This window comes from Wolbachia endosymbiont (group A) of Urophora cardui (assembly GCF_964028435.1).
In the GTDB taxonomy this organism is placed as follows: Bacteria; Pseudomonadota; Alphaproteobacteria; order Rickettsiales; family Anaplasmataceae; genus Wolbachia.
Window position 1 is genome coordinate 1,701,526 of sequence record NZ_OZ034774.1, and the last position, 12,017, is coordinate 1,713,542.

Genomic DNA, 12,017 nt, shown 5'->3' on the forward strand with positions numbered 1-12,017 from the left:
CTTATTTTATATTTAACTCATATTCTTGTCTTGAAGTGAGGGCTGCTTTTAACGTTCCTTCATCTAGATAGTCAATTTCTCCGCCCATTGGTATGCCGCAAGCAAGACGTGATATTTTCACATCCAAATTTTTTAGCAATTCAATTATATATTGTGCAGTAACTTGACCCTCTAATGTCGGATTAATTGCAATAATTATCTCTTCAACTTTAGATTTTGTCACTCTTTCCAGAATAGTATCAAGGTTAAGTTCTTTTGGACCTATGCCGTTTATTGCAGACAATCTGCCCCCCAAAACATGGTATAAACCTGAATATATATTTCCTTTTTCAAACGCCCATAGATCACCCAATTCTTCTACTACACACAGTAACTTAGTGTCACGTTTTGGGTTAGTACAAATAGAACAAGGTGATTTAGTATCTAGATTTCCGCAAATCTCACATTCTACTATAAGATCTGCTAGCTCTTTAATCAAAGATACAAGTGGTAGCATAACTTTCTCTTTGTTTTGGAGTAAATGTATAACCAACCTGCGTGATGATGATGGTCCTAAACTTGGCAATTTAGAAAAAGCATGAACTAGATTCTTTATGTTAATGTTCATTCAATAAATTCAGAATAGTTCATCAAATGGTAACATCAAACCCTTTGTAAAGAAAGTGGTAAGTTTCTCTTGATCCCACTTTGATTAGCTATAGAAAAAATTTTTTACTCTAATGCAAAAAATTACTTCCGCACACTTAAAGCCTGATTATAATAGACTTCTTGCATAACCCAAACTAAGTAGAAAAAAGGTATAGCTGACCCAAGCGAGACGTCATACCGCCGCAGTATCTCTAGATCCCGCTAACAAGTAGCGGGATGACTACCCCTACAACAACATTGCAAGTATTGATTTTTCTCCCCATGAGAAGAGTCTGGAAGCTCTTTCACTCTAAACACGATGTTCACATCCTCAAAATTAATCTCAATTCGCTTAACTAACGTTCTAATAATATCACGTTTAGTTAGCCAGTCTGCATTATCAAGACTTGAGTTAATACTAGAGGAAAATCCCTCTAAATTTGTTACTACTAGAGTGAACTCTTGTGTGAGTTTTTTCTGATCAAATGTTTTTTTCTTTTGTTCTTCAACCATTTTTAAGTTTTGTTTCATTGCTTTAATTCTTGGCTCAAATTCTTCTTGATCAATATATTCTTGAGCATCACTATCAATTAACCTTGCAATACCACGTTTTAATTTATCTTCTTGTGCTTCAAGCAAAGCGCTTTTTTGATCTAGTGGTAAGTTCTGAAAGTCTTCGTTTATACTCCTCTAATATTCTATTCGGATTTTTTAATAGATGCTTTACTTCTTCCCACACAGCTATGTCTAATGTATCTGTACGAATTAATTTGTTGTTACACATTTTATTACCACCAAAACGGCGTGCCAATACAACGATAATACACCTGATTATTAGTTTTTTTCCCTCCTTATTCCTTGCAGTGCTAGTACCATAATATGCATAATTACAAAGCTTACATACTACTAAACCTTGCAATAAATATCTTGCTCCTCTTTGTCTTGTTCTTGCTATTTTTCTATTCTCTGCTAATTGTTCTTGAACTATATCAAATAAATCTTCGTTTACTATACTAGGTACTTTAATATAAATCCAATCCTCTTTTGGAACAGGATAAGTAGAATAATTATCTTTTGGTTGCTCGCAGGAGTTTTTTTTGGTCTTATATGTTTTAATTTTACGCCTAACCTTGTTTTACCAAAAGCTGCTTGTCCTCTATAAGCAGAGTTTTTTAACATACTCAAAACTACAGCCCTATCCCAATATTCTTTTCCTGTTCGCGTCATAACGGACATAGCACTTAGCCCACGACATACTTCTCCTATACTCGCTCTTTCTCTTCCTACCCAAAAAAATACTTTACGCACAACTTCAGCTTCTTCTTCATAAATTTCAAATAAGGCTTGTCCTGTCTCTGTATTTTTATTTATATAATGATAGCCATAAGGAGCAGCTCTCATTACACTTATATAATCCTTATTGGCTGCATAAATCTTTCCTCGGCAGCTTCCTTCCATGATTTTTGCACGTTCATATTCTGCTATCATACCTTGCATTTGTAATAGTAATTGAGATTCTGGATGGCTTTGTTGCATCGCTAGCTATGATGGATTAAAGATAAAAAAGATGGAGAATATCAGTAGCTTATTATTCTGGTATTTATAACAAGAACGGTCAGTGAATACCTAAATTTGAGTAAAAGAAATTTCACTACCACTCACTAATCCGGCTAAAATTCAAGAATTTCAATGCTTTAGCTATTTTCAATAGAATTAAGTTTATTAATATAAATAATAAATTACTATTCTTAAATTTGATCAGATTGATTGCAAAAAAACAAGATTTTCAATAGGTTGCTTATAATCCTAGCTATAGTTAGCCTTTCATAAGTAGCGATGCAACAAAGCCATTCTGGATTATCGCTAATTAAAAAAAATGACTTCTACTCCTAGTTTCTTGAACTCTTCAAGTAATACCATCTGATATGCATACTTGCGAGATAAACGATCAGGAGAATGAATATAAACCTTATCAATGCTACCTTCTGCTATTTTATCACGTAATTTTTCTAAACCAGGACGGATTATATTAGAACCATTATCAATAAATTTATATTCATTTAATAATTTATGTCCGTCCATACTAATTTGATTCTCTATAGCAGCAATTTGACTTGCTATTGTACCTTCTTGTGCTTGTCTCCCTGAAGAAACTCTTGCATATAATCTAACTGTTACCATTTAACCCTCCTCAAATCTACTTTCTTACATTCAGAGTTTTCTTCCTTTTTGCTCACTTTTATTGGTTTACTTAACACTAATTTTTCATATGCATCTAATAGATACAACTCTGCTAATCTATTCACTTCATAACTACAACGAATACAAACTATTAATTTCTTGTTGCCCATTAGCTCTCCCATTTATTATTCATCGAGACATATGGTTATTTGATCACTAGCTCTATAAATAAATTCAACTCTCTGTTCTTTTTGTAGAAGCTTTCGGGAAATAGTTTTCTCAAGTTTCAGATTTCTTCCAATATTGTTGGCGGAGTCCCTACGTCATACCGCCGCGGTATCTCTTAGCCGCTAACAAGTAGCGGGATGACGATTCTTCAAATCGTCAAGGTGTCATCCCAGTGCCCTGACTACTTGGATCCAGAAAACTTAACTTTAAATAAGTGGCTGCATAATAAAGACTAGATTCCAGCGTCAAGCGCTGGAATGACACCATTTTCGGTCTCTTAAGTTGCTTTAGCTACAAACATTAAGAAATTTACCAAATAAAAAAAGGCAAAGAACTCCCGTGGTGCGAGTTTTGACTCTATATTACTGTAAGTGGCGCTGTAATAATGTGCTAACGCTTAAAATAAGCGCGATTTGGCTGAATGTAGAAAAAATAAAAAAGACATGCAGCCGCTATAATTTTATGTAATCCGCCAATAAATACCCTGAGTTTTTTACTGAATTTTGTCATTGAGCCTGCAGGTCAAAAACAAGTTTTGAGTCATAAATACCCTTATTATCATAATAAGGGGACTGGCGAAACTTGTAAAGTAATTTTTTGCAATATCAGGGGATAATTTCGACCATAAACCCCTACCAATAAATTTTAACAAAAATACTTTAGTGCATTTTCAAATATAAGCATTCCATCACCATATTTTGGCACAGCAATACCTAAACGCTTGCTCTTTTCTTTTTCAAGAGGCCAATTATCTTGCTGAGTAAAAAATATTCCCCTCTCTGGATGGGGCATTAAAGCTAGCACTCTTCCACTTTTATCTGATAAAGCTGCTAGGTCGTATGTAGATCCGTTCGGATTGTAAGGAAATTGTAGGTTAGCATAGTTGCCATTTTCATCAATGTAACGTAATGCGGTGGAATTGCTCTCAATCAATTGGTTCAAAATATCTTGATCCATAAAAAATTTGCCTTCCCCATGAGCAATAGGGAGATATAGTTCACTCAGGCCCCGTAGCCAAACAGAATTACTCTGCGGATTAACTCCCACTCTAATCCAACGGCATTGATAATTGCCTATATCATTATGGATTAAAGCTAGACTAGAGAACTCTGGAATTAATTTTACTAATATCTGACAACCATTACATATTCCTATAATCAGCTTGTCCTGAGATAAAAACTCTTGAAACTCATCCAACAAGTTGTTTTTAATACGTAAAGCAAACGCATTACCAGCACCAGTGTTATCACCATAGGAAAAACCTCCTGGAATTGCAAGTATATTGCTTAATTTCAGTTCACTTGGATTATCTATGATATCATTAATGTGAACGATTTTTACTTCAATATTACTAATACCAAGTTTTCTGCTGCATTCCATAAATGCAAATGCGGTTTCTTTTTCGCAATTTAAGCCATAACCAGATAGGACTGTGATTTTCATGAATTGCTAAAAATTAAAAAATTCGAATTTCTTTTTTACAAAATTTGCTACTAAATTTAACGCAAATAACACCAATAATAAAGCTATAATTGCAATAGCAGCAAGTTCAATAAATGCAATTTCAGGACTACTTGACCATATGTATATTTGCACAGGCAGAACAGTCGCCGGATCGAAAAAGGACGTAGGTGTATCAGCAATAAATGCCACCATACCTATCATAAGTAAAGGGGAAGATTCACCTAAAATCCTTGCAATTGCAAGCACAGTACCATGTATTATTCTTGGTAACGCAATCGGTAAAGAGTGATCTAATATCACCTTGATGTGAGGCGCACCGAGCGCAAACGCTGCATCTTTTATCGTAATAGGAACATTCGCAAAGGCATTTTTTGTTGCAATTATAATATTAGGTAACATCATAAATGAAAGAGTCATTCCACCAACAAGTGGTGAAGAGCGCGGTAGCCCAAATATGCCAAGATAGAGAGTTAAGCCCACTACACCAAATATTATTGAAGGCACTGCAGCAAGATTATTCATGCTAATTTCTACAATATTAGTCATTAGCCTATTTTTAGGCATAAATTCGTAAAGACAGATGCCCGACATAATTCCTATTGGTAATGCTAATGCTAGGCACACTATAATTGTCATTAATGAACCGATAAATGCCCCTAAAATCCCTGCATTCTCAGGTTCACGAGAGTCAGATTTAAGGAATAAAGACTTATTAAAAAATTTTTTCACTCTCCTCTTTTCTTTTAGCCAATCAAGTAATTTAGCATAACGATCATTCAAATGTTTATCTTTATTTATTGAATTAATTATACTTGACGCGGTAAACCAGATCTCATATTCACCACTATCTTTTACTTTCTTACGAAAAAATTTCTCTAGTTCTTTGTAAGAATTACGACTTAAAATTTCGTCACTGTCTTTAAAATCAGTTCCTTTAAACACCTTACGTAAAGAATCGTTGAGTAAGCCAATGGACTTATACCGCAAATCACTAGGATTATTTGTTAAAGTAAGATCAGCACTTATTTCAATTGGCAATAAAATTTTCGTTACTGTTAAGGCACTGTAAGAGTTAACTAATATACTCAACAATATACACACAGGACAGCCAAGTGAGATAACTAGTGCCGTGAAAGAGCAAAAGCGTAACGCTCTGTTCTTTTTATTTTTCCTTTTTATACGAGCATGTACACGCCTTGACTGAAGTAATTTAAGGAATTTTTTCTTTATACTCATTTATTTTCCCTGGATCCTATCGTCAAGCCCACAGCTGTACAAACGTCCAGTTTAATAAACGTTGATGTCATTCCAGTGCTTGACACTGGAATCCAGTTATAAAAATATTTACAAATCAGGCAATTGGTAACAGACTCCATGCTAAAAATAACATCCATGATATAGAATAAGGTAGATCCCAGTATCAGCTACTTGGATGACACTGGGGAAGTGCTGGGATGACACAATTGACATCACTCCCTATTGTATCTACTTAGATTTCTTTTTAACATAAGTAGTACGCTCTTTGATCCTTGCAGCTTTTCCAAATAGTTTGCATAGATAATACAGTTTTGCTCTACGAACCTTTCCTTTTCTTGTCACTTGCACTGAAACCAGTGCAGGAGAATAAACAAAAAATTGAGACACTATACTTTCTCCATGGCTCACTTTTCTGACTGCAAAAGAAGAATGCAACCCGCGGTTCCTTTTTGATATACATACACCTCCAAATATCTGTATACGTTCACTTGCACCGTCAACTACTTTAAAAGTGACCTTTAAATCATCACCAGGACGAAATTCTGGTATTTCTTTAGCTAACACTTGCATTTGCTGTTCGTTAAATTTTTTAAGTAAATTTGTCATTTATCTCTCCATTCAATAATTCAGGCCTACGCTTTTTTGTTATAACATGAGACTGCTTCTGCCTCCAATCACTTATTTTTTTGTGATTGCCAGATAACAAAACCTCAGGTACTTTATATCCCTTCCACTGCTCAGGTCTAGTATATTGAGGATATTCAAGCATACCACCATCATAACTAAAACTTTCTTCAATAATACTATCGGAATTATTTACTACACCTGGAAGAAGTCTAATGCATGCATCGAGAACCACCATCGCAGCTGGCTCACCTCCTGAAAGTATATAATCTCCGATACTTAATTCATAAGGAGTATACGCATCAATTATCCTTTGGTCAATACCTTCAAATCGACCACACAATATTGTTATATGAGGAAACTCTAATAATTCTCTGGCAATATTCTGATTAAACTTAGTTCCAGATGGAGTCATGTAAATAAACTTAGTGTTTTTATGAACAGAGAGCATACTATCTACTGCATCACCAACTACATCAGAACGCATAACCATTCCTGCTCCACCTCCATATGGAACATCATCCACAGTTGAATGTTTATCTTTCGCAAAAGAACGAATATTTATTACTTCAAGGTTCCATATTTTTTTTTCTAACGCTTTTCCGGCAAGAGAATAGTTCAAAAACCCGGGGAACATTTCTGGAAATATGGTTAATATTGTAACATTGAATGCCATTAAGGTTTATTTTAAGTTATTTGGAGCTATACTCTAAGAACAGTAAATTGATATAATATATAGTTAAATTAAGCATGTCACTGAATAAAACAATATACGAAGGTAAAGCGAAAGCCATTATTGAAACTGAAGACTCATCAACTGTTATACAGCACTTTAAAGATGATGTTACAGCATTCAATAAGAAAAAATATGAAATTATTGAGGGCAAAGGAATAATTAATAATCATGTTAGTGCTTTTATCATGGAAAAGCTTGAAGAAGCAGGAACTAGCACGCACTTTATAAAAACTCTAAACGAAAGAGAACAGCTAGTCAAAAAGCTCAAGATAATACCTCTTGAGGTGGTAGTTAGAAATGTTGCAGCTGGCAGCTTTTGCAAACGTTTTAATATCAAAGAAGGTGAGGCACTTACATCTCCTATAATCGAGTTTTTTTACAAAAATGATGACCTAGCCGACCCAATGGTGAATGAAAATCACATACTGTATTTTGATTGGCTATCTAGCAAAGAAATGGATGAAGTTAAAACTACAACTTTAAAAATCAACGAAATCTTAGTCCACCTATTTTCAAATGCAAGTATATATTTAGTTGATCTCAAGTTAGAATTTGGCAGATTAATAAATGACAGTACTAAAATCATTTTAGCCGATGAAATCAGCCCTGATAACTGCAGGTTATGGGATAAAAATACTTATAAAAAGCTAGATAAAGACGTCTTTCGTTTGAATTTAGGAGATTTAAAGGAAGCGTACCTAGAAGTTGCAAAAAGACTGTCAGTAAAGTTAGACTAACTAAATACTACTCTATCAAGTGGAGGGTTACATGCCTCATCAAGTTTTCCAATAATTTCAATTTTTTCTCCACGTTTTTGGAAATGATTTTTCACGTTTTGCATATTCTCAGGACTTACGATCAATACCATGCCAATACCACAATTAAATGTTTTTAGCATTTCTTTCTTCTCTATTTTACCCTCCTTTGTTAGCCATAAAAATATATCTGGCCATTTCCAGGAATTAATGTCTATGTTTGCAAATAAGTTTTTTGGAAGAATCCGCGGAATATTATCTATCAAGCCACCACCTGTTATATGTGCAATGCCTTTTACCTTTGGCATAATAGGCAACAAAGAATCAACATATATTTTTGTTGGTTCGAGCAACACTTCTTTCCAAAGCTGATTATTCCATGGAGATGAGTCGTTATAATTTATACCTAAGCCTTTGAAAATATGGCGCACCAAAGAAAACCCATTTGAGTGAATTCCACCTGACTCTAAGCCAACTATATAATCACCTACTTTCATCATGCTACAGTTTGGAAGAATTTGCTTTCGATCAACTACACCAACCACAAACCCTGCAAGGTCATAGTGATTATTATCATACATTCCAGGCATTTCTGCAGTTTCCCCACCAACCAATGCTATTTTAGCTTGCTTGCACCCCTTTGCAATGCCTTGGACCACAGATAATAAAACGTCCTTGCTCAAAACACCTGTTGCAAAGTAATCAAGGAAAAATAAAGGCGTTGCTCCTTGTGCAAGTAAGTCATTTACACACATTGCAACTAAATCTATACCTATAGTATCATGCCTATTCACTTCTTGAGCTATCAATAGTTTCGTACCTACTCCATCAGTTGAGGAAACAAGTACTGGATGGTCATATTTCTTACTTAGTGCAGCAAAATCAAACAACGCAGAAAATGAACCTATTTCGCTGATTACTTCTTCTCTAGTAGTTTCTTGAGCAATAGGCTTGACTTCTTTTATTAACTTATTATATAGTTCAAGATCTATTCCTGATCTGATATAAGTATTCATAATCCTTCTATAAATTTTAAAATTGTTAATACTATATTAATGCCTTGATATAAAAAGTGCAACGAAACTTTCTCTTAATTGACTATTATATGTTTACCAATATAGGGTAACTTAAATCATTTATAATTATCCAATGAACAAAAACATCAAAAACATACTGTTAATAACGGAGCTGCTATCAGGACGGCTGCTTCATGACTTTGCTAACTCTATGAATGGAATAATGTTTGGCTTAGAAGAGCTTGAAGTAATAGATAAGAACGATGCTGATGCGCAGAAGGAAGCATTGTCGTTTCTTAAAGAAAGCTCCGATGATTTAATATATAAACATAAAGTTATGAAGCAGGCATATTCTTCTTCAGCAGATAATTACAGCTTTGATCAGACCAAATCTAATATCGAAAATTATTTATTAAAAAAAAAAGTAAAGCTTACGTGGAAAATAGACGCATACTCTGCAAAAAATAAGGAAGATTTAATTGAAAAGATAAATAAGATAATTTCTAATATGGTGCTAACTATAGCCAGCGCAGTGGCGGAAGTTGAACTAGTGTCTGTTTTACTGAGTCAAACAGAAGATAAAATGCTATTAACTATAAAAATTCTAAATGAACACAAACCAATAAGCAAATCATTAGTAGACAAATTAATCAAAAAAAATGACACTAATTTAAATACAAAAGATATTAATATCTATATGACCTCTTTATTATTAGAGTACTATAAAACTGAAATGCATTGTACTTGCGAAAATAATTTGCTGGAGATAGGTTTAACTATACCTTGAGTTGCATATTTGGTTATTACAACTTTTTCTTCGTTTCAAGGCAAGACATTCCCCGACAAGGGGTACCAAATCTAATTTTTGTAATCACTTAAGTCTAGTACTATTTTATTAATGTAGCGCTCATTTGCATCTTTGATGATAAACTTCATACCATTTTTATATTTAATGACTTCATCTACAGAAGGCACTTTACCAGCAATCGAAAGAATCAAACCACTAAGTGTAACATAGTCTTCTTCAGGGTCACGTAATTCTATTTTTAGATCCTCTTCTATATCCTTTATAAGAACCCTTGCTGACACTTCAAACTTATTTTGAGACAATTCAGTAATGGTATATTCTGAATTTATTTCGTTCTCACTATCAATGTTTGGTATTAGCTCCTCTATAAGATCGGTCATTGAAATTAAACCATCAGTTCCACCATATTCATCCAATACAATAGCTAAGTATGACTTAGAAGATTTCATCCTAACAAAAAGATTAGTTGTCTTCATCGAGGGCGGAACAAATATTACGCTTTGTATAATATTTCTCAGATTAAAATTTTTATCCCTATTAAAAATAACATCTTTTACATAAAAAAAGCCTATTACGTTATCAAAGTTATTTCTATAAATTGGTATTTTAGTGTGGCAAGTGTTTTTTATCTTCTTTATTATTTCACGCTCGCTTGACTCAATGTCTACTGCGCATATCTCTGTACGTGGAGTCATTATATCCATTATACCACAATCGCGGAATTTTAATAGACCATTAAATATATTAAGGTCTGGCAGATCTTTCATTAATGCTTCAGTCGCACACTTTTTCAACACAGAAGCTTTTTTGAAAAGGAAGAGAAAAATTCTATATGCTATTTTTTCTACTAAGGTTCCTTTTTTACTCAATTTATTCCCTGTAATGGCAAAAACGTTTTCAGATCAGATTTATCAAGAAAACTGTTATTAAATGTTTAATAAGCATGTGAATAATGTCAAATTAATTTGTGAATTATTTGTTGATATAAAATACCAACAATTGATCAACAGTTTTTTCAACGACATATACATAGTTATGTAACAATGCATGATGGTAAAATGTTTTCCATAAAAGAAAATTACTAACACTCTGAACATCTTACTTATACACATAAATCATAACAGAAAATCAATAGCATATAGAAGTTGTTAACATATTTATCCACAAATTAAACAACGCCAATTTTTACTGAATTTTAAGTTAGTAACAAGTTGTTGATAGAACTATTATTACTACTATACTTTAGTATACAGAAAAATAGATAAAATAGATTGGAAAGCAGCAAAACAACAATAGTAGAAGTTATCAAACAAAATGAGCCAGGTGAAAGAGTGCCTATTTGGCTAATGCGTCAGGCTGGCAGGTCTCTTCCTGAGTACCGCAAAGCAGTGGAAAATATGAATAATTTTATGGAGATATGCTACAACACAGATTTAGTGACAGAATTGACGTTACAGCCAGTGACAAGATTTGACGTGGATGCGGCGATAATTTTTTCAGACATTTTAATAATAGCTGATGTTTTGGGTTGTGACGTGAATTTCCTGCGCAATGTGGGCCCGAGAATAAAACCTATAAAGAATCCTAAAGAATTGAAAAGTCCACAAGACATTGAAGCTAAAATTTTACCAATTCTAAACGCTATAAAGAAAGTCAGAAGTCAGCTATCAAAAAAAAAGTCTCTTATAGGATTTGCTGGTGGCCCATGGACAGTAGCTTCATATATCATAGAAGGTGGAAGCAGCAAAACTTTTTCCAAAGTATTAAATTTTTACCCTTCGTATTTGAAGGAAATAATTGAACGAATAACGGAAGCAACGATTATTTATCTAATTAAACAGATAGAATTTGGAGCAGATGTTATTCAGCTATTTGACAGTAATGCTGGTGCATTATCGGAACCATTGTTTAAAGAATATGTTATCGAACCAACAAAGAGAATTACCTTGGCAATAAAGGATAGATTTTCTGATTTTCCAATAATAGGATTTCCAAGGTCTGCTGGAAATCTTTATAAGGATTACTGCGAACAAACAGGTGTATCTGCAGTAAGTATAGATTATAATGTCCCAATAGAATGGGCGAAAGCGAATCTAAAAATCCCTCTACAAGGAAATCTTGATCCTAATCTTTTAGCCTATAATAAAACGGAAGCAATAAAAGAAGCAAAACGTATAATAGATTGCTTTAGAGATTCACCCTTCATATTTAATCTCGGACATGGAGTACTCCCTGATACTCCAGTTGAAAATATCACTGCGTTGGTGAATTTGGTAAAAAGCTACTAATACAATACACAAAATTCCTAGCTTTTTTGCTGT

14 protein-coding genes and 1 pseudogene are annotated in these 12,017 nt (G+C 33.7%); 3 read left to right on the forward strand and 12 right to left on the reverse strand.

Annotated elements, in window-relative coordinates; translation table 11 throughout:
- Window position 1: 1 nt before the first annotated feature.
- From recR to trmD, 10 genes are all read right to left on the reverse strand, one after another.
- Window positions 2-601: a recombination mediator RecR gene (gene recR / locus ABWU38_RS08250; protein ID WP_253310001.1), complete on the reverse strand. Its 600-nt coding sequence runs from the start codon at window positions 599-601 to the stop codon at window positions 2-4.
- Window positions 602-849: 248 nt separating this feature from the next.
- The gene (locus ABWU38_RS08255) at window positions 850-1,266 is read right to left on the reverse strand and encodes a hypothetical protein (protein ID WP_253307214.1); all 417 of its coding nucleotides are present in this window, start codon (window positions 1,264-1,266) and stop codon (window positions 850-852) included.
- Window positions 1,259-1,546 carry a zinc ribbon domain-containing protein gene (locus ABWU38_RS08260; protein WP_253307215.1) on the reverse strand — a complete coding sequence of 96 codons (288 nt, stop codon included), beginning with the start codon at window positions 1,544-1,546 and terminating at the stop codon, window positions 1,259-1,261. The genes ABWU38_RS08255 and ABWU38_RS08260 overlap by 8 nt, the downstream gene beginning before the upstream one ends.
- An 89-nt stretch (window positions 1,547-1,635) precedes the next feature.
- Window positions 1,636-2,163, reverse strand: coding sequence for a recombinase family protein (locus tag ABWU38_RS08265; RefSeq protein ID WP_353272810.1), 528 nt, complete (start codon window positions 2,161-2,163; stop codon window positions 1,636-1,638).
- A 327-nt stretch (window positions 2,164-2,490) separates the two neighbouring features.
- Window positions 2,491-2,808, reverse strand: coding sequence for a recombinase family protein (locus ABWU38_RS08270; protein WP_264687852.1), 318 nt, complete (start codon window positions 2,806-2,808; stop codon window positions 2,491-2,493).
- On the reverse strand, window positions 2,802-2,978 hold the full coding sequence (locus ABWU38_RS08275; RefSeq protein WP_264687851.1) for a hypothetical protein: 177 nt from the start codon (window positions 2,976-2,978) through the stop codon (window positions 2,802-2,804). Before ABWU38_RS08275 ends, ABWU38_RS08270 begins: the two co-directional genes overlap by 7 nt.
- A gap of 703 nt (window positions 2,979-3,681) precedes the next feature.
- The gene (locus tag ABWU38_RS08280; RefSeq protein WP_264687850.1) at window positions 3,682-4,479 is read right to left on the reverse strand and encodes a phosphoribosylformylglycinamidine synthase subunit PurQ; all 798 of its coding nucleotides are present in this window, start codon (window positions 4,477-4,479) and stop codon (window positions 3,682-3,684) included.
- Window positions 4,480-4,485: 6 nt separating this feature from the next.
- Complete coding sequence (locus ABWU38_RS08285; RefSeq protein WP_253307221.1) at window positions 4,486-5,736, reverse strand: PstA family ABC transporter permease; 1,251 nt, start codon at window positions 5,734-5,736, stop codon at window positions 4,486-4,488.
- 249 nt (window positions 5,737-5,985) lie between these two features.
- Entirely contained in the window at window positions 5,986-6,363 is a 378-nt protein-coding gene (gene rplS / locus ABWU38_RS08290) for a 50S ribosomal protein L19 (protein WP_253307222.1), read from the reverse strand.
- Window positions 6,347-7,057 carry a tRNA (guanosine(37)-N1)-methyltransferase TrmD gene (trmD, locus tag ABWU38_RS08295; RefSeq protein ID WP_264328690.1) on the reverse strand — a complete coding sequence of 237 codons (711 nt, stop codon included), beginning with the start codon at window positions 7,055-7,057 and terminating at the stop codon, window positions 6,347-6,349. The genes rplS and trmD overlap by 17 nt, the downstream gene beginning before the upstream one ends.
- A gap of 74 nt (window positions 7,058-7,131) precedes the next feature.
- Here trmD and purC point away from each other — a divergent pair, with 74 nt between their 5' ends.
- Window positions 7,132-7,854: a phosphoribosylaminoimidazolesuccinocarboxamide synthase gene (gene purC / locus ABWU38_RS08300; RefSeq protein ID WP_253307224.1), complete on the forward strand. Its 723-nt coding sequence runs from the start codon at window positions 7,132-7,134 to the stop codon at window positions 7,852-7,854.
- Here the strand turns inward: purC and purM are convergent.
- A complete protein-coding gene (purM, locus tag ABWU38_RS08305) occupies window positions 7,851-8,888 on the reverse strand; it encodes a phosphoribosylformylglycinamidine cyclo-ligase (protein WP_353272266.1) in 1,038 nt (345 codons plus the stop codon). The genes purC and purM overlap by 4 nt on opposite strands.
- A gap of 133 nt (window positions 8,889-9,021) precedes the next feature.
- Here purM and ABWU38_RS08450 point away from each other — a divergent pair.
- Window positions 9,022-9,312, forward strand: a pseudogene (locus ABWU38_RS08450) (hypothetical protein); the annotation flags it as partial.
- 434 nt (window positions 9,313-9,746) lie between these two features.
- On the opposite strand, the gene ABWU38_RS08315 reads toward ABWU38_RS08450, so the two are convergent.
- Window positions 9,747-10,565, reverse strand: coding sequence for a transporter associated domain-containing protein (locus ABWU38_RS08315; protein WP_353272267.1), 819 nt, complete (start codon window positions 10,563-10,565; stop codon window positions 9,747-9,749).
- Window positions 10,566-10,967: 402 nt separating this feature from the next.
- On the opposite strand from ABWU38_RS08315, the gene hemE reads away from it, so the two are divergent.
- Window positions 10,968-11,984, forward strand: a complete 1,017-nt coding sequence (gene hemE, locus ABWU38_RS08320; protein WP_264687846.1) for a uroporphyrinogen decarboxylase — start codon at window positions 10,968-10,970, stop codon at window positions 11,982-11,984.
- Window positions 11,985-12,017 lie beyond the last annotated feature (33 nt).

What these genes read in the sequence shown, in the direction of transcription:
- ABWU38_RS08285 (WP_253307221.1), bottom strand. Translation starts at nt 5,736, where the DNA reads ATGAGTATAAAGAAAAAATTCCTTAAATTACTTCAGTCAAGGCGTGTA.
- ABWU38_RS08265 (WP_353272810.1), bottom strand. Translation starts at nt 2,163, where the DNA reads ATGCAACAAAGCCATCCAGAATCTCAATTACTATTACAAATGCAAGGT.
- rplS (WP_253307222.1), bottom strand. Translation starts at nt 6,363, where the DNA reads ATGACAAATTTACTTAAAAAATTTAACGAACAGCAAATGCAAGTGTTA.
- ABWU38_RS08280 (WP_264687850.1), bottom strand. Translation starts at nt 4,479, where the DNA reads ATGAAAATCACAGTCCTATCTGGTTATGGCTTAAATTGCGAAAAAGAA.
- ABWU38_RS08275 (WP_264687851.1), bottom strand. Translation starts at nt 2,978, where the DNA reads ATGGGCAACAAGAAATTAATAGTTTGTATTCGTTGTAGTTATGAAGTG.
- purM (WP_353272266.1), bottom strand. Translation starts at nt 8,888, where the DNA reads ATGAATACTTATATCAGATCAGGAATAGATCTTGAACTATATAATAAG.
- purC (WP_253307224.1), top strand. Translation starts at nt 7,132, where the DNA reads ATGTCACTGAATAAAACAATATACGAAGGTAAAGCGAAAGCCATTATT.
- ABWU38_RS08270 (WP_264687852.1), bottom strand. Translation starts at nt 2,808, where the DNA reads ATGGTAACAGTTAGATTATATGCAAGAGTTTCTTCAGGGAGACAAGCA.
- trmD (WP_264328690.1), bottom strand. Translation starts at nt 7,057, where the DNA reads ATGGCATTCAATGTTACAATATTAACCATATTTCCAGAAATGTTCCCC.